This is a genomic window from Pseudoalteromonas sp. SR43-7 (genome assembly GCF_014163785.1).
GTDB lineage: Bacteria > Pseudomonadota > Gammaproteobacteria > Enterobacterales > Alteromonadaceae > Pseudoalteromonas > Pseudoalteromonas distincta.
This window is the reverse complement of record NZ_JACJDY010000006.1, coordinates 122,715-140,120: the sequence shown is the minus strand read 5'-3', so window position 1 is coordinate 140,120 and position 17,406 is coordinate 122,715. Positions and strand designations below refer to the sequence as shown.

Below are 17,406 nucleotides of genomic sequence, written 5' to 3'. Positions count from 1 at the left end.
AAGCCTTTGTTTGCTTTATAAGAGAATTTAAAATGAAATCAGAATTAGTTAATACCGCCCCTTTATTCTCATCAATTGAGCTTGGCCCTTTTACACTTAAAAACCGTATTGTGATGCCACCTCTTACTCGCTCTCGCAGCACTCAACCTGGCAATATTCCTAATGAATTAATGGCTGAGTATTATGCGCAGCGGGCATCGGCTGGTTTTATGGTTACCGAAGGCACACAAATAGAACCTCGTGGACAAGGCTACGCTTGGACCCCAGGTATTCACTCGCAAGCACAAATTGAAGGCTGGAAAAAAGTAACACACGCGGTACACGCTAAAGGCGGTGTTATTTTTGCTCAGCTTTGGCATGTAGGGCGCGTATCGCACGCCACACTACAACCAAATTCAGGTAAACCAGTTGGTCCTTCAGACATTGCAGCTGACAATGTAAAAGTATTTATTGAAACCGCACCTGGTGAAGGCGCATTGGCTGACCCAAGTGAGCCTCTTGCGCTAACAACAACTGAAGTTGGCGAACTGGTAAACATGTACGCTCAAGCTGCACGTAATGCTTTAGAAGCAGGCTTTGATGGTGTGGAGCTTCATTGTGCTAACGGGTATTTAGTTAATCAGTTTATTTCTGAGCATACTAATAACCGTGACGATCAATACGGTGGAACGCTTAGTAATCGCCTGCGCTTTTTAAAAGAGATAGTTGAAGCGGTAAGTGACGTTGTAGGCGCAAACCGTTTAGGTGTTCGCTTTGCTCCTTTATTTGAAAGCACAGATGAAACACGAGTGTATTTAGGACTTGTTGAATCAAACCCTCATCACACTTATATCCAGGCAGTTAAAGTGCTTGAGCAAGCAGGTATTGCTTACTTATCGATTGCGGAAGCTGATTGGGATAACGCTCCCGATTTACCACAAGAATTTTATAAAGCAGTCCGAGCTGAATTTTCAGGGCGCATTATTTATGCAGGTAAATACACAGTAGAAAAAGCAGTGCGTATTTTAGGTGAAGGTTACGGTGACTTATTTGCATTTGGTCGCCCATTTATAGCTAACCCTGATTTACCAGAGCGTATAGCAAATAATTGGATGTTTAACGAAGCTGATGCAGCCACTATGTATGGCGGTACTGAAGTAGGTTATAGCGATTATCCTTTTTATCAAAAGTAATTAACCTGCAAAGCCAAGGAAGGCTTAATTACTAATTTAATAGCTATTTTTTATGACACGACTAATCATTTTGATATATTAAAACGTTCCTAAAATCGTCAAAAACTAGAGATTATGTCAAGAACCGTCAGTAAAATGTAAAAAGCTGTAAGCATAACTCCGTTTGCTGTTGTATGTCAGTTAACATTCAGTTTGAGCCGCTAGTATTGAACCCAGTTATGTAAAAACATAAACGAGGCAATACTATGAAACTTACTTTTTTACTACCTGCCCTGCTCGCCATTGGCGCAGTATCAGGCTCTGCGCTTGGAGCACAAAACGAGCGAGAGAATGATAAAAGCTTTAAACGTGACCACGAAAAACGTGTTGAATATAAACGCGATGAACGCCGCCATGAAAAAAAGCAGCGTATTGAGCATAAAAAAGAAAAACGAGAAGACCGTAAGCAAGAAAAACGTAAACTTGCTAAGTACAAACAGGAAAAGCATGAACTACACCGCTACAACCAGCGAAAATATAACTACTTAACAAGCCATCACAATTCAGTCGCTTACAGACAAAATCGATTTATAAACCATTTACCACGCAATAGCGCATCAATCAGATTTAATGGTATTTCGTTTACGTTTAACGACGGCCTTTATTACCGTAAAGCTAAAAGAGGCTACCATGTTGTTAAACCACCTAGAGGCCTGCGTATAAATACGCTACCAAGAAATTACAGGCATTTTAAACACCATAATACGACTTACTACACTTATCAAAATGTGTACTACATTGCAGATAATAATGGTTATACGGTTGTTGATGAGCCATCAACTCGCCTTAATCAGGCAGTAAAAGTGGGTAATGTGAATGATTATAGCTTGGGCCAAACTTACGACTCACTGCCTCAGGCAGCACAGGCCGTAATAATTAACTCACAGCAGTATTTTAAATACGGCGATATTTATTTTTTACCGCAAATAAGTGGTGACGACATAAAATACCTTGCCATTAAGCTAGGTTAAACTCGCTATAAATTAAAAGGCCTTACTGTAAATAGTAGGGTCTTTTTCATTCCCCTCCGTAGGTAGTAATTTACAGCAATAAAATCAATTCTCTCTAAACATTAACATGTCTTAGTATTTGTAAGCTTTTTTGTTAAACTAGCTCGCATATTAATAGTGAGAGTGTATTTATGTCGGGTGAGTTTCCACGTGCTGGTTTTTGGCGCCGTTTTGCGTCGTTGGTCTACGATACGTTAGCCATTATTGCGTTTGCGATGTTAACTGTAGTGCTGTATTTATTTGCAGTACAGGGGCTTATTTCTCTCGATGTAATTAGTTTAAATGGCGCAGAGGATGTATCTGCATTTATTCAAAATTCAAATCTTCTTTCGGGTATTCGTACCGCTCTTTTAATTATTGTTAGCTTAGTATTTTTTGGCTACTTTTGGACTAAAAGCGGGCAAACCATTGGCATGCGTGCATGGCGTTTAAAAGTACAAACTCTTGAAGGTAATTTAATTAGCTGGCCGCAATCAATTATCCGCAGCGTTAGCGCTTTACTCGGTTTAGGTAATTTGGTGGTGTTAGTCGATTTTAAAAACAAAAAGGCACTACAAGATTACGTCTCTAAAACAGAAGTTATTACACTTACTAAAGAAGAAAACAGACGTATTTATAGTGAGCTTGATTAATACCAGCTTTCCAAAACTGGAAATTAAAAAGCAAAAAGGGTGACCACTGGTCACCCTTTTTAATGCTTTGAATGGGTACTCTATACCCGTTTATTCATCAAATATGTCGCAAAGCCTATAAATATAATACTGGGTAATACCGCCCCTATAATAGCGGGTATTTGGTAAACCATAACTACAGGGCCAAATATTTCATTAGTTAAGTGAAACACAATCCCCGTTACAACACCCATAATAATACGTGCGCCCATAGTAACGGTACGCAGTGGGCCAAATATAAACGAGAGCGCCACCAGCAGCATTACCGCTACAGATACAGGCTGCATAAGCTTACGCCACAGAGCAAGCTCGTAGGTACTGGTGTCTTGTTCGTTTTGCTCTAAGTAAGTTAAATACGACCAAAGCCCAGTAAATGAAAGTGACTCTGGTTTTACCGAAACAACCCCTAACTTTTCAGCGGTCAATTGTGAAGGGTAAAACTCTTCAGGTAGTTGCTCTGTTGTGGTTTTTTCGCTCGTAATAATAACCTTATTTACATCACGAAGTAGCCAGCCTTCTTTTCGGCTCAGTGCATCTTTTGCTTTAGTGATTTGGGTAAGCTCTAACGATTTGTCAAAGTGGTACATGTGTACCCCATTGAGCCTGCCGTTTTCGTCAACATCTTCAATATTAATAAAATTGCTGCCGTCTTTAGCCCATACACCTTTTTGTGTGTTAAATACATCGCCGCCATGTATTGCTTGGTTACGCATTTCTTTAGCGTGTAATTGCGCTTCAGGTGCACCCCATTCGCCAAGTGCCATCATGCATACAGCCATAAATATGGCCGTTTTCATCACAGAGCCAATTATTTGTAAGCGCGACATACCAGCCGCTTGCATCACTACCAGCTCACTGTTTGAGGCAAGTGCCCCCAACCCCGTTAAGCCACCAATTAGCGCAGCCATCGGAAAAAACACCACTAAATCGCCAGGTATTGTGTAAAGCGTGTAAAGCATTGCGGTCATTAAATCGTAACTGCCACGCCCTACCGACTTTAGCTGGTCGATAAACTTAATTAAGGTGCTAATACCAACAAGTACCAACAATGCAAAGCCGGTAGTTTGTAAAATACTGCGGCCTAAATACCAATCAAGCGTTTTCATCATGAGCCTAACTCCCGCTTAGTTACAACGGCTTTAAGCCAAGCGCCCAACGGTCGCCCTTTTATAATTAATAACCCACCTATAAATAAGGCACTTAGGTGAATCCACCACAAGCCAATTGAAGGCGGAATTTTGCCATCTTCAACTGCAAATTTAGCGGCATTTAGTAAAATAAAATAGCCTAAGTACAAGCTTATAGCAGGCACTAGTTTTGCAAATTTACCTTGGCGAGGATTAACCACACTTAGCGGTACTGCCAGTAAGGTAAGTAGCGGAATTGATAATGGAATAGCGAGTCGCCACTGCCATTGAGCAATAGATTCTGGTGTATTAATGGCGAGTAATTGATTAGTAGGCACAGCCTCTAATTTACGGCGTTGGTGCTCTATTTCTTGTTCTCGTATTTGTACGCTGTAACCATCAAATTCTGTTAAGTTAAGTGCAGGCGTTGCGCCATCTGTTTCGTAACGTTTACCGTCTGTTAGTACGAGCTGTTGCTCACCATTTACGGCTTCAACCACAACACCTTGCTCTGCATATACCAAGCGCGCTAAGTTGCCTTTTTCGCTATCGGGTAACTGTGCAACAAATACCTTATTGAGCTCTTTGCCACCCTTTTCAATATTATGAATAAACACCACGGCTTTTTCGTTACCGGTTTCTTGGAACCGCCCAGCTCTGAGTGCAGATAACCCCGCATCGGCTTTGGCTTGCTCTTTTAATTGATACTCTTGCTCGCTTGCCCACGGCGCTATATACATAGTCAGTGCTGCGGCTAATATAGCAAGCCCTACACTTGATATAAGTGTTACGCGCACAACATACCATTCACTTACGCCACAGGCTTTAAGTACGGTCATTTCGCTATCGGCGTAAATACGGCTGTAGGCTAAAATAATGCCTAAAAATATACTCAGCGGAAGTATTAGCGAGGCTAGTTGTGGAAGTTTTAGTGCAATCATCGATAGCACTAATTTAGCAGGAATGCTGCCCTCAGAGGCATCACCTAAAATACCAACTAACTTTTGTGACAAAAATATTGTCATCAAAGTTAAAAATACGGCGACCTGCGATTTTAAAACCTCAGCGGTCAAATAACGGAAAATTAGCAATGCTCGCCCCTGTTAAACATGGAATTTCACTACGATAGTGAGAATTGAATAGTTAAATAGCTATTTTACCCAATTAATACCGGCAAATAGGCTATTATTATAAGCCATCAAAATTAATTATCCTACCTAAGTGCACGATATAATGTTGCATTAGTAGCCCTTAAGCATATAAAGTTCAATTACACAGTAAGAGTCTAGCAAAATCAGCTAAAATAAGAATTATCCTTACATAAGTTACGTAGATAAGACTAGAAAATACTTTTTTAGCCCCAACTTAGTAACTTAAACGACTCAAAACCAGGAGTAACAATGGAATTTAACGTAAAAAGTGGTAGCCCAGAAAAACAGCGCAGCGCATGTATTGTGGTTGGCGTTTACGAGCCACGTAGGTTATCCCCCATTGGTGAACAACTCGATAAAATTAGTGATGGTTATATCTCTAATTTACTTCGCCGTGGCGATTTAGAAGGTAAGCCAGGCCAAGTTTTATTATTGCATCATGTACCTAATGTATTAAGCGAGCGCATATTGCTTGTTGGTTGTGGTAAAGAGCGTGAGCTTGATGATAAGCAATATAAACAAATCATTTCTAAAACTATTAATACCTTAAACGAAACGGGCTCTATGGAAGCAGTCTGCTTTTTAACAGAGCAACACGTTAAAGGTCGAGACACCTACTGGAAAGTACGTCAGGCAGTTGAGACAACGCAAGACTGCTTATATACGTTTAACCAACTGAAAAGTAAAAAAGTAGACCCTCGTCGTCCACTTCGTAAAATGGTGTTTAACGTACCAACACGACGCGAACTAACTATTGGCGAAAGCGCTATTGAGCATGGTTTAGCCATTGCAGCAGGTAGTAAGCTATGTAAAGACGTAGCTAATATGCCACCAAATATTTGTAATCCTGTGTACTTAGGTGAACAAGCACAAGAGCTGGCAACTGATTTTGACAACATCACTGTTGATCTTATTGGTGAAAAGCAAATGGCAGAACTTGGTATGAATTCTTACCTAGCTGTTGGCCGAGGTAGTGATAACGAATCGATTATGTCGATTATTAACTACAAAGGCGCCGCTGATGACCAAGCCCCTATTGTACTTGTTGGTAAAGGTCTAACGTTTGATTCAGGCGGTATTTCATTAAAACCAGGCGAAGGCATGGACGAAATGAAATACGACATGGGCGGAGCAGCAGGCGTTATTGGCGCAATGCGTGCACTTGCACAAATGCAATTGCCGATTAACGTTATTGGTGTTTTAGCGGGTTGTGAAAACATGCCCGGCTCAAATGCGTATCGCCCAGGTGATATTTTAACAACAATGTCAGGGCAAACAGTTGAAGTGTTAAACACCGACGCTGAAGGCCGCTTAGTATTATGTGACGCACTAACATATGTTGAACGCTTTAATCCAGATACGGTTATTGACGTAGCAACGCTAACTGGCGCGTGTATTGTAGCCCTTGGCGCGCATGCTACTGGTTTACTATCAAACCATAACCCACTTGCACACGATTTATTAAAAGCGTCTGAGCAAAGTGGCGACCGTGCATGGCAGTTACCGTTATGGGATGACTATCAAGATCAACTAGAAAGCCCATTTGCTGACTTTACGAACTTAGGTGGACGCTCTGCGGGTACTATTACTGCGGCATGTTTTTTATCTAAATTTACTAAAAAGTATAATTGGGCACATTTAGATGTTGCCGGTACAGCGTGGCGCAGTGGCGCTAAAAAAGGCGCAACGGGCCGTCCTGTTCCTATGCTTACTCAGTATTTATTAAACCGAGCGGGTGTAAGCGAAGCTACGCACGATTAATAATCTATTTAGCTATTTATAAGGCGCCATTTGGCGCCTTATTTATTTGTGTATTAATTGAAGCAAACCCCGTTATATGGCAAAATCTGCCTCTTAATTTGTGTATATCAATTTGGTATACATTCAATGTCATGGGAAACCCCGATACAATGAACATGAACGCTAAATTTTTCGTTCTAAAGCAACAAGATGAGTCTAAAGCGAAGGCTGACGATCATTTTGCATTGGCAGCTCAAATTGCAGCCGATCAGTATCGAAATGGGCAGCGTGTGTTTATTTGTGTTAACGATAACGAAGCAGCCTGTGCCATTGATGAAATAATTTGGGCATTCGATCCAGATAGTTTTGTGCCACATAATTTACAAGGTGAAGGCCCTAAAGGCGGCGCACCTGTAGAAATTGGTATTACGCCACCTGTTGGCAATCGTAAAGTTTTAATTAACTTGGCTACTCAGTTACCGGATTACATTCGTCGGTTTAACCAAGTTTTTGATTTTGTACCCGTAGAACCAGCTGCTAAGCAAGCAGCCCGCGAGCGTTTTAAAAAGCTACGCCAACTCGGTGCCAATCTCACCACGCAAGATATTAATAGCTAGCCAATCAGGCAAACTAACCAACTAATTTAAGTACTTATTTAAGGTTCTGTGTAATGGATAAAACCTACAATCCGCAAGATATTGAACAGTCGCTATATCAAGACTGGGAACAAAAAGGCTACTTTAAGCCATCTGGCCAAGGCGTACCATATTCAATTATGATCCCGCCGCCAAATGTCACTGGTAGCTTACACATGGGCCACGCCTTCCAAGATACAATAATGGATACCCTAACGCGTTTTAAACGTATGCAAGGTAACAACACATTATGGCAAGTAGGTACTGACCACGCAGGTATTGCAACGCAAATGTTGGTTGAGCGTAAACTGCATGCCGAAGAAGGCAAAACACGCCACGATTTAGGCCGCGAAGATTTTATTAATAAAATCTGGGAATGGAAAAAAGAATCTGGCGGCACTATCACTAAGCAACTTCGTCGCCTTGGCGCATCGGTTGATTGGGATCGTGAACGCTTTACCATGGATGATGGTTTATCTGAAGCTGTTAAAGAAGTGTTTGTACGCCTTCATAAAGAAAACCTAATTTACCGAGGCAAGCGCCTAGTAAACTGGGATCCAAAATTACACACGGCTATTTCTGATCTTGAAGTTGAAAACAAAGACAAGCAAGGCCACATGTGGAACTTACGTTACCCACTGGCTGATGGCGTTACAACACAAGACGGAAAAGACTACATAGTAGTAGCAACAACACGTCCTGAAACCATGTTGGGTGACTCAGGTGTTGCAGTAAATCCTGATGATGAGCGCTACACAGATTTAATCGGTAAAGAGATTTTATTACCCATCGTTAATCGTCGTATTAAAATTGTTGCTGACGAACATGCCGATAAAGATAAAGGCACGGGCTGTGTAAAAATAACCCCAGCGCACGATTTTAACGATAACGAAGTGGGCAAGCGTCATCAAATGCCGATGATCAACATTTTCGATAAAGACGCCGCTATTCTTACCCAAGGTGAAACATACACCTTTGACGGTAAAGAGCTTGAGTTTGATGCACCAATACCTGAGCGCCTACATGGACTTGATCGTTTTGCAGCGCGTAAAGCAATTGTGGCAGAATTTGAAGAACTAGGTTTGCTTGAAAAAATTGAAGACCATGGTTTAACGGTTCCTTACGGCGATCGCTCTGGTGTGGTAATTGAGCCACTACTTACCGACCAATGGTATGTACGTGTTGCACCACTTGCTGAACCTGCAAAAGACGCTGTTAAAAACGGCGATATTCAATTTGTACCTAAGCAATACGAAAACATGTACTTCTCGTGGATGAACGACGTACAAGATTGGTGTATTTCACGCCAGCTTTGGTGGGGTCACCGTATCCCAGCTTGGTACGACAGTGAAGGCAATGTATTTGTTGGTCGCGACGAAGCTGAAGTTCGCCGTGAAAACAACATTGCAGATAACGTAACGCTAAGCCAAGACGAAGACGTACTTGATACGTGGTTCTCATCAGCGCTTTGGACGTTCTCTACACAAGGTTGGCCTGAAAATACCGATGATTTAAAAACCTTCCACCCGTCTGACGTGTTGGTAACTGGTTTTGATATTATTTTCTTCTGGGTTGCGCGCATGATTATGATGACGCTGCACTTTGTAAAAGACGAAAATGGCAAACCACAAGTTCCGTTTAAAACCGTGTATGTAACGGGTCTGATACGTGATGATAATGGCGATAAAATGTCTAAGTCAAAAGGTAACGTACTTGATCCAATCGACATGATTGACGGTATCGACCTTGAGAGCTTAGTAACCAAACGCACCAGTAATTTGATGCAAGAAAAAGTCGCTAAAAAAATCGAAAAAGATACTCGTAAAACCTTCGATAACGGTATTGAAGCACACGGTACTGATGCGCTGCGCTTTACGTTAGCTGCTATGGCATCTACGGGTCGTGATATCAACTGGGATATGAACCGCCTTGAAGGTTACCGCAACTTCTGTAATAAGTTATGGAACGCGAGCCGTTACGTATTAATGAATACAGAAGAGCAAGACTGTGGTTTTGCAAACGATGCACAAAAAGAGCTTTCATTAGCTGACCGCTGGATTTTAGGTCAATTTGAGTCAACAGTTAAAACATACACTGAACACCTTGATAACTACCGTTTTGACTTAGCTGCTAACACGCTTTACGAATTCACATGGAACCAGTTCTGTGATTGGTACTTAGAGCTAACTAAGCCGGTATTATTTAAAGGTAATGAAGCGCAACAACGTGGTACACGTAATACACTTATTACCGTACTTGAAAGCTTACTGCGTTTAATGCACCCAATGATGCCGTACATCACTGAAACTATTTGGCAACGTGTTGCACCGCTTGCAGGCCTTGAAACAGCAAACACCAGCATTATGGTTCAGCCGTTCCCTGTATATAATGAAGCAAGCGTTGATGCTAAAGCTATGGATGACTTAGAGTGGGTTAAACAATTCATTTTAGCTATTCGTAATATTCGTGGTGAAATGGATATTAGCCCTAGTAAACCGCTTAGCGTATTACTTGCTAATGCATCAAGCGACGACGTGCGCCGCATTGAAGAAAACAAATCATTTTTAGCATCACTTGCAAAAATTGAAGAGTTTACAATGCTTGAAAACAAAGACGACGCACCTGCATGTGCAACGTCTTATGTTGGCAACCTTGAGATCATGATCCCAATGGCGGGCTTAATTGATGTAGAAGCCGAGCTTTCGCGTATTAATAAGCAACTCGAAAAAGCAGAAAAAGGCCTAGCACAAGTGCAAAACAAACTCGCTAACGAAAAGTTTGTAAACAACGCACCTGAAGCTGTACTTGCTAAAGAAAATGCAAAACTGGCTGAGTTTAGCGATGCTAAAACTAAGCTACTTGAGCAAAAAACTAAAATAGAAAGCTTATAAGCTTTCATAAAATGCCTATTAACACTATTTAATAGGCATTAAAAAAGCCGCTCACTTTAATTAAAGTGAGCGGCTTTTTTGTGCCCTGTGATTAACCACAAGACACTTCTACATTAAAACTTGTAGTTGTACTGAGCGCCAAGTAATACCGCGTGGCCTTTAGATTCGAAGCCCCACTGGCTGCCCGAGTCATCAGCTTCTGTGAACGTTTGTGTTTTACCACGGATGATACTTACACCAAGGTCAACGTTAGAGTTTTGATCAATTGTGTAGTTACCGCCAAACGAGAACCAAAAGCGATCGGTATCTGGAATAGAGATAGAAAGGTGCGTTTGTGATACCGGTGACTCATCAAATGCAACACCGGCACGAAGTAGTAAATCTTCGTTGTATTGGTAATCAGCACCTACAGAGTATCTGAAAGAGTCATCAAACTGCTCTTGCTTTTCAAACGCAACAAACTTATCACCAGTTGGTAACGTTACTTGTGCTTCTAGTGATTCAAAGCTGCTCCAACCTGTCCATAATACACTGTAATGTAGGCCTAACTTATCATCTAACTGATGTGAGCCAGAAAACTCAGCAATAGCTGGTAGTGTTAGATCAACAGCTCCTGGTAGCTTAGCGCCGCCTGTACCACCAATAGCTGCTGGTAGATCGTTTGAGAAGTCACCATCAAATGTGATGTCTGTTTCGCTGCGATAGTTAAAACCAAAACGGCTGTTATCATCTAGCTGGTACATTAAACCAACGTTTAAACCAAAACCAGTATCATCACCTTGAAGGTTTACAGCATCAGCACCAAAATCAATACCGCTTGCATTAGCACCCACTTTACGAATAACAGTTGCATCAGCATAAATAGCGTTTAAACCAATACCAAAGCTAAATTGCTCAGTTACTTTATAAGCAACGCTTGCATTAAGGTTAACAGTAAAGATTTCTGTTTCGCCAGCAATTTGGCCAGCAACGTATTCGTCGTTAAACTCTGTAGATAAACCAAAGTTAGAAAATGCGCCAAAACCAATCGATACTTTATCGTTGTAAGGCATAGTAAAGTAAATAGCAGGTACTACAGCACTTGGTGCGATGCTGTCGTCATCTAATGCACTTGGGTCAATACCGTTATTAGTACTTTCGCCTTCAATACTTACATCTGGAATTACACCAATAGCAGCAACACTTAGTTGTTTATCTTTAAATAAAGTCATTAGTGCTGGGTTACGTGCAACTACAGACGCATCGTCTGCGATAGAAGCTTCACCAGCGTATGCACGGCCTAAACCCGATGCATTTTGCTCTGATAATTGAAACGCAGCTGCAAAGCTATCAGCTGAAACAAATGCAAGCGAAGCTGCAATAAGAGTTTTAGAAAATTTCATTGTTGAGTCCTTAACCAAACTGACTGTCTGGGTACTATGTGTGTTGTTATTAGGATTTGAAACTTTGCTACACTACCTTAATTTTTTGTAAAAAACTCTATGAATGCGTCAAAAAACAGCAAAAAACATGTTATTTAACGACATTTTAACAACTATTTAAAACTCATCGGATGAGAAATGTGTTATTAGAGTTAAAGCTCTAATTGTAATTAATTATCATTTAGATTGACTTGAAATATATAGCAAATTACACTCACTATAAAATCGCAAAGGAAGTAAAACTGTGATCATTTTATTTATTATTACAGGGCTAATATTTTGTGGGGCGAGTGTATTTTGCTTTTACAAAGCAAACTACTGTGCATGCACTCAAGCAGGACAATGCGATAACCCCGTAAACCATTATTGGCTTGGGGCAATGTTAAATGCGTTGATCTCTTTAGGACTGTGTTGTTTTGCATTGCACGTAGAGTTAGGTACTTTGCTATGGCTAACACTGATGGGAAGTTGTTTTTTGGGTGCGTTTATTTCTGAAAAACAAACTAAAAAAAGGCAATGCAGTAAAACTAGTTCAACAAATGCTCTTTTAGCAGGCGAGACAAATTAATCTGATAATCAAGAGGCTTAACACTCGCTAGTATTTTAAGCTCTTGGGTGTGCTCACTTAAATCGATGTCTTTAGGTGTAACATGATGATTGTGCTTAGCATTATAAAATAGTTTAATTTTAGGTTTTATAGGATTTAATACGTTCCCTTCAAGCACTAAGGCTAAACGTTCATTCGTTAATTTTACAATAGTCCCTACCGGATGGACCCCCAAGCATTTTATAAAGCGCTGAACTAACTCACCATCAAACAAGTGCTTATTGGCTAATAAGTAGCGTAATGCATTAATAGGCTCATCACCCTCTTGGTGCATTCTATCGGCTGTCATAGCATCGTACACATCTACAATTGCCATTATACGCGCCGGGCGACTTAACTTTTCAGCCTGCAGGCCTCGCGGATAACCAGAGCCATCTAAACGCTCATGATGATTTACTATCATATCGAGCATAAGGGGAGTTATACCCTTCTCGCCTTTAACTAAACCTAAACCTTGCGCAACATGCTTTTTAATTGCTGCTAGCTCGTTATTACTTAGTTTAGTTGGCTTGGAAAATATACCCTGCGGTAATTTAGCTTGGCCCAAGTCATGAAGTAACGCCCCCATTGCAAGCTCTTGTACAACAGCTTTTTCATACCCTAAGTATTTAGCAAATACAGCAGTAAAAATGGCGCAGTTGATCATATGGCGCCAGTTATAGCTATGTTTGTCTTTTATACGAGTAAGAATAGTCATAGCGTTAGCATTACGAAAAACTGAGCTGACTATCTCGCTGGCAATTTCATCAAGCACTTTTATATTAACACTCAGGCCAGATGTTAAATCGCCATATAATGATTGTAACTTTCGGCCATGCTGATCGTAATTTACAGTCGCTTTAGCAAATTCCTGTTCGATAGAAATAGCTATAGGTGTTTTTTCTATTTTTTTTTGGCTATTAGATGTTTTAGGTGCGCTTTGGAGCTTATATTTGGCAGGAACTGGTATATCACCTTTAGTAAAATCTATAAGCAGCTCGAGCACCCCTTCAGACACTAAACGCTTAATAATAGATTTGTCGCGCACCAAGCCACTGGTCTTAATTTTTATGCTATTGATCCCCTCGTGTTGCTTAGTAACGCTATCAACGTACATACCAGGGGTGAGCTCAGACACAGGCAAAGTAATTAGCATAAAGGTGAGATTTTTTACATTTAAAGTAGATGTACCTTAAATAGCATTAATTAAGCTTAAAAGTCTAGTTTTTGAGTTGTAAGTAGTGATATATAACTACAAAGGATTACTTGCTGTATCACTCTTATTAGCTGTAGTGGGTAACCTTATTTTATGGATAATTAAAACCCTCTTCTATTTTCTTAATAACCTACAGCCACTTAGCACTTAAAAGGCTATTTGAGTATTATTTTTACGCTTTTAAACAAACTTAATTAACCTAATTTGAACATAATGTGGTTTTTCCTCGGTCTAAATATACACAACAGCTATAAAAATTTAAGAGCATCAACGTATATGACAAAATTAAACCACCCCGTATCAAACTTAAGTGTAGCGGCAATAAGCACCGTTTCTCCTTTGAGTCATATACTAAAAATAGCCGCTCCGCTGCTCGATAGCCTATTGGGCATCAATAAGCTACGTGATATATACCTCTCTAATAATTTATCGGGTTTAGATAAACAAGAGTTTAGTGAAAAGCTGTTAAATGTATTAGGTATTAATGTGCTTGGTGCACAAGGTGTTATTAACAAAATACCAAAGCATGGTCCTTGCATAGTGGTATGTAATCATCCTTATGGCATGATTGAGGGCGTAATTATTGCAAATTTACTCACCCATTATCGTATCGATACAAAAGTAATGGCTAACGTGGGTTTAAAAATATTTAAAGAAATTAAAGACTATTTTATTTTTGCTAACCCACTAAAACCAAAAGCAGCCATTAATACCGGCGCAATAAAACAGTGCTTTAGTCATGTTAAAAATGATGGCTTACTTGTGGTTTTTCCTGCGGGAAGAGTGTCATTTTTTCAATCAGAAAAACAACGTGTAACTGACGGACAATGGAATCGCTTAGCCGCTCAACTAGCTTTAAAAACACAAGCTCCTTTATTGCCTGTATTTATTAGCGGTCAGAATAGCTCAACCTTTTATAACTTGGGGCGTGTTTACTACCGATTTAGATTATTAATGCTAATACGCGAATTACTTAAAATTCAAAAAAGCTCTATTAGCTTAAGCGCTGGTAATTTACTTACACCCAAATTATTAAATAAGTTTGAAAAAACTGACGACATAAACGCACTTGCGCGCTTGCAATGTTACTTAAACGATGAGCGCTTTGTAACGCCTTGGCAAGAGGATAACCAATCAACACAGCTCAAAGCCATTATGCAGGAAGTTGATAAAACAAAAATGAAAAATGAGCTTGCAAACTTGCCAAGCGAGCAGCATTTAGTCGACTTTAAAGGTTACTCAGTTTATTACGGCTACCAAGAGCAAATACCTAATTGCGTTACTGAAATAACACGCCTCAGAGAAATAACTTTTCGCACATTAAACGAAGGAAGTGGCGAGCCATGCGACACTGATAAGTTTGATACGACTTACATGCATTTGTTTATTTTTGATCATAAAAATGAAGAAATTATTGGTGCTTATAGAATTGGACAAACCGATTTATTACAAAAAAATAGCGACGTGAGCGCCCTTTATTTATCGCAAATGTTTAACTTCGAACCTTCTTTTATTAATCAGCAACAGCCGTGCTTAGAAATGGGTCGATCGTTTATAGTTCAAAAACATCAGGGCAGTTACCATGGTTTATTACTGCTATTTAAAGGGATTGGTGTATTTATGGCGCAAAATCCACGCTATAGGACTTTATATGGCACGGTTTCATTAAGTAAACTTTATGACCCTCGTTCTGTTGCAATTATTGACCATACAATGGTTAATAATAAACAAGGTGTTAGCGCCAATACGCCTTTTAATAATAAGCTTCACCCAGAATTTGAAGACTTTATTAATGACCACGCGTTAAACATAGGCCATGTATCAGCATTGGTTATGGGAATAGAAGAAGATAAAAAAGACATACCAATTTTATTAAAGCAGTACCACAAGCTAGGCGCTCAATTTCATTGCATGGGCATTGATAGCAACTTTAATCACACGCCAGGATTACTTTTAAGTGTGCACCTACCAAGTGCGCCTGAAAAGCTACTTAAGCTCTACCTTGGTGATAAAAAGGATGATTATATAAATCACTCATAATTTTTACCTGCTGTATTAATATAGCAGGTAAAAATTGAGCAAAAAAAGTCGACGCTATTAATTGCGTCGACTTTTTTAGTTATGTAACAGCTATAAAAATATTTAGTTAAGCTGCAGCCACTTTTAAACAACCAATGCTACTAATGAGCTGAGACTGCTTATCAAAATAATTAAAGCGTATAGTGTTACCAACTTTAATATGACTAATACTGACTGTCATTGCATCTTCTCTTAGCATGTTTACGCCATATTGCCCTTGTTCGGCTTTACTATAGTGAAACGCTAAAAATTGCTCGCTTTCAGGATGTCTTAAATCAATAAGTTGCTTAAATTGATGTTTACGCTTTTGTGTCACCGTTTCAAGCTCAACACCTGATGACGTAGCAAGTGGTTCAACTTGGCAGTGGCTTAACTGCTTTGCATCCCACCTAACAAAAACCACGTTATTGTTATTTATCGATAGCCCATCCGGAAAAATACACAACTTAAAAGGCGCGTAGCCCGATAAATCCATGTTTTGTAATTGGGACAATGCAGGGGCTTTATTGCTCAGTAAATGAGGGATTAACAGACCTCTACTATGCTTTACGGCTGTTATATCGAATACACTTTGGTAATCGTTTAATAATGCGAGTGTTTGCCCAAAATGCGATACGCCAAGCCAAGTACCTCCTCCTTGCGGATCAATGGGAAAAATTGCATTGCCCTGGTGCTTACTTGGAGCGACTGCCGTTTGTCGTGTTTTTTTCTCATCACGATTAAAAAATAACTCGTAGCCATCATCAGTTAAAAAGTAGCTCAACGTGCACATTTTAATTTTGCATCGATTTTGGTTGTGCTGGCTGGCTATTTTCTCTTAAAAAAGTAGCTGTACTTGGTGCTAAACCAAAGCTTTTATCGAGCTGCGACTTTTGAGCAAAAGAAATTTGTGAAATCATCGCGTAATGGTGCACAGCGTGACTGCCTACAAAAATAAGCTCTCGCGCAAGTGATGTTGTTACTGTTTGTACATTTTTGCTTTTAATCGAAACTTCGCTTGAAAGTGATAACGGTTTATTAAAATCATCTGGACTTAGCTGTTCAATCCACGATGCTATCTCGGCAATCTTTTTTATTGCAGCAGTTGGAGAGCTTTCAATATCCCCTCCTCTTAAGCGGCAATCATAATCTACTTTTTGCGTGCTAAAGCCGGTCATTAAAGATTGATAATGATCGATAATATGTCGCATATGAGCTCCTGCCGAGCTAATAAAGTTAGGAGTTATGACTTGGGAATAGTCCTCTTTAGTTACACCTTCAAGATAAGCGTGCCCTTGAGCTAGTATCTCTAATTGACTATTTAACATTGAATCGGTCTTCCTCATTTATCACTAAATTTTATATGCAAAAAAGTACAACATGAATTTTGGATGCTAATTTTGCATTGTATAAATAACTAGAAAGCTATTTTTAAAATTAACTTTCAAAGTTTTTGCAGTAAATGTACTTTTAAATATAAGAGTAATTAATAAGAAGCTAGGTAATATAAAGAGGATAATTAATACATATAAAAGCAAATGGCGCTCTCGGTAGGGATCGAACCTACAACTCAGCCTCCGGAGGGCCACGTGATATCCATTTCACCACGAGAGCACATTTGTTGCCGCCACACCAACTCGCGATATCAGTGCTTTAGCACCCGCAATGATAAAGAGATCTTTAAATAAA

14 protein-coding genes and 1 tRNA gene are annotated in these 17,406 nt (G+C 39.8%); 8 read left to right on the top strand and 7 right to left on the bottom strand.

Going from position 1 to position 17,406, the window contains the following annotated elements; translation table 11 throughout:
- The first annotated feature begins 32 nt into the window (after positions 1-32).
- The 3 genes from H5087_RS06900 to H5087_RS06890 all read left to right on the top strand — a co-directional run bounded on the left by H5087_RS06900 (position 33) and on the right by H5087_RS06890 (position 2,853).
- On the top strand, positions 33-1,172 hold the full coding sequence (locus H5087_RS06900; RefSeq protein ID WP_182671543.1) for an alkene reductase: 1,140 nt from the start codon (positions 33-35) through the stop codon (positions 1,170-1,172).
- A 245-nt stretch (positions 1,173-1,417) separates the two neighbouring features.
- Positions 1,418-2,182: a DUF6515 family protein gene (locus tag H5087_RS06895; RefSeq protein WP_182671542.1), complete on the top strand. Its 765-nt coding sequence runs from the start codon at positions 1,418-1,420 to the stop codon at positions 2,180-2,182.
- Positions 2,183-2,352: 170 nt separating this feature from the next.
- A complete protein-coding gene (locus H5087_RS06890) occupies positions 2,353-2,853 on the top strand; it encodes an RDD family protein (protein ID WP_182671541.1) in 501 nt (166 codons plus the stop codon).
- Between the two features lie 80 nt (positions 2,854-2,933).
- On the opposite strand, the gene lptG is transcribed toward H5087_RS06890, so the two are convergent.
- Positions 2,934-4,001, bottom strand: a complete 1,068-nt coding sequence (gene lptG / locus H5087_RS06885; protein ID WP_024603537.1) for an LPS export ABC transporter permease LptG — start codon at positions 3,999-4,001, stop codon at positions 2,934-2,936.
- Positions 3,998-5,110 carry an LPS export ABC transporter permease LptF gene (gene lptF / locus H5087_RS06880; protein ID WP_138489600.1) on the bottom strand — a complete coding sequence of 371 codons (1,113 nt, stop codon included), beginning with the start codon at positions 5,108-5,110 and terminating at the stop codon, positions 3,998-4,000. The genes lptG and lptF overlap by 4 nt, the downstream gene beginning before the upstream one ends.
- Before the next feature lie 309 nt (positions 5,111-5,419).
- Between lptF and pepA the strand changes: the two genes are divergently transcribed.
- The 3 genes from pepA to H5087_RS06865 all read left to right on the top strand — a co-directional run bounded on the left by pepA (position 5,420) and on the right by H5087_RS06865 (position 10,436).
- Complete coding sequence (gene pepA, locus H5087_RS06875; RefSeq protein WP_039490278.1) at positions 5,420-6,931, top strand: leucyl aminopeptidase; 1,512 nt, start codon at positions 5,420-5,422, stop codon at positions 6,929-6,931.
- Positions 6,932-7,080: 149 nt separating this feature from the next.
- On the top strand, positions 7,081-7,527 hold the full coding sequence (locus tag H5087_RS06870; RefSeq protein ID WP_002962020.1) for a DNA polymerase III subunit chi: 447 nt from the start codon (positions 7,081-7,083) through the stop codon (positions 7,525-7,527).
- A gap of 53 nt (positions 7,528-7,580) precedes the next feature.
- Positions 7,581-10,436 (top strand): valine--tRNA ligase, encoded by a 2,856-nt coding sequence (locus tag H5087_RS06865; protein WP_182671540.1) that lies wholly within the window; start codon positions 7,581-7,583, stop codon positions 10,434-10,436.
- A gap of 113 nt (positions 10,437-10,549) precedes the next feature.
- Here H5087_RS06865 and H5087_RS06860 read toward each other — a convergent pair whose 3' ends face one another.
- Positions 10,550-11,818, bottom strand: a complete 1,269-nt coding sequence (locus H5087_RS06860; RefSeq protein ID WP_182671539.1) for an outer membrane protein transport protein — start codon at positions 11,816-11,818, stop codon at positions 10,550-10,552.
- A gap of 283 nt (positions 11,819-12,101) precedes the next feature.
- On the opposite strand from H5087_RS06860, the gene H5087_RS20150 reads away from it, so the two are divergent.
- A complete protein-coding gene (locus H5087_RS20150) occupies positions 12,102-12,425 on the top strand; it encodes a hypothetical protein (protein ID WP_310736464.1) in 324 nt (107 codons plus the stop codon).
- On the opposite strand, the gene H5087_RS06855 is transcribed toward H5087_RS20150, so the two are convergent.
- A complete protein-coding gene (locus H5087_RS06855) occupies positions 12,385-13,599 on the bottom strand; it encodes an HD-GYP domain-containing protein (protein WP_182671538.1) in 1,215 nt (404 codons plus the stop codon). The genes H5087_RS20150 and H5087_RS06855 overlap by 41 nt on opposite strands.
- Before the next feature lie 336 nt (positions 13,600-13,935).
- Here H5087_RS06855 and H5087_RS06850 point away from each other — a divergent pair, with 336 nt between their 5' ends.
- A complete protein-coding gene (locus H5087_RS06850; RefSeq protein ID WP_182671537.1) occupies positions 13,936-15,699 on the top strand; it encodes a lysophospholipid acyltransferase family protein in 1,764 nt (587 codons plus the stop codon).
- Positions 15,700-15,805: 106 nt separating this feature from the next.
- Here H5087_RS06850 and H5087_RS06845 read toward each other — a convergent pair whose 3' ends face one another.
- The 3 genes from H5087_RS06845 to H5087_RS06835 all read right to left on the bottom strand — a co-directional run bounded on the left by H5087_RS06845 (position 15,806) and on the right by H5087_RS06835 (position 17,331).
- Positions 15,806-16,510, bottom strand: a complete 705-nt coding sequence (locus H5087_RS06845; protein WP_182671536.1) for an NRDE family protein — start codon at positions 16,508-16,510, stop codon at positions 15,806-15,808.
- Between the two features lies 1 nt (position 16,511).
- Positions 16,512-17,045, bottom strand: coding sequence for a DinB family protein (locus H5087_RS06840; protein WP_182671535.1), 534 nt, complete (start codon positions 17,043-17,045; stop codon positions 16,512-16,514).
- Between the two features lie 211 nt (positions 17,046-17,256).
- Positions 17,257-17,331 (bottom strand) — tRNA-Arg (locus tag H5087_RS06835).
- Positions 17,332-17,406: the final 75 nt, after the last annotated feature.

Excerpts from the sequence above, each read along its gene's own strand:
- H5087_RS06900 (WP_182671543.1), top strand. The coding sequence starts at position 33 with ATGAAATCAGAATTAGTTAATACCGCCCCTTTATTCTCATCAATTGAG.
- H5087_RS06895 (WP_182671542.1), top strand. The coding sequence starts at position 1,418 with ATGAAACTTACTTTTTTACTACCTGCCCTGCTCGCCATTGGCGCAGTA.
- H5087_RS06890 (WP_182671541.1), top strand. The coding sequence starts at position 2,353 with ATGTCGGGTGAGTTTCCACGTGCTGGTTTTTGGCGCCGTTTTGCGTCG.
- lptG (WP_024603537.1), bottom strand. The coding sequence starts at position 4,001 with ATGATGAAAACGCTTGATTGGTATTTAGGCCGCAGTATTTTACAAACT.
- pepA (WP_039490278.1), top strand. The coding sequence starts at position 5,420 with ATGGAATTTAACGTAAAAAGTGGTAGCCCAGAAAAACAGCGCAGCGCA.
- H5087_RS06870 (WP_002962020.1), top strand. The coding sequence starts at position 7,081 with ATGAACATGAACGCTAAATTTTTCGTTCTAAAGCAACAAGATGAGTCT.
- H5087_RS06865 (WP_182671540.1), top strand. The coding sequence starts at position 7,581 with ATGGATAAAACCTACAATCCGCAAGATATTGAACAGTCGCTATATCAA.
- H5087_RS06860 (WP_182671539.1), bottom strand. The coding sequence starts at position 11,818 with ATGAAATTTTCTAAAACTCTTATTGCAGCTTCGCTTGCATTTGTTTCA.
- H5087_RS06855 (WP_182671538.1), bottom strand. The coding sequence starts at position 13,599 with ATGCTAATTACTTTGCCTGTGTCTGAGCTCACCCCTGGTATGTACGTT.
- H5087_RS06850 (WP_182671537.1), top strand. The coding sequence starts at position 13,936 with ATGACAAAATTAAACCACCCCGTATCAAACTTAAGTGTAGCGGCAATA.
- H5087_RS06845 (WP_182671536.1), bottom strand. The coding sequence starts at position 16,510 with ATGTGCACGTTGAGCTACTTTTTAACTGATGATGGCTACGAGTTATTT.
- H5087_RS06840 (WP_182671535.1), bottom strand. The coding sequence starts at position 17,045 with ATGTTAAATAGTCAATTAGAGATACTAGCTCAAGGGCACGCTTATCTT.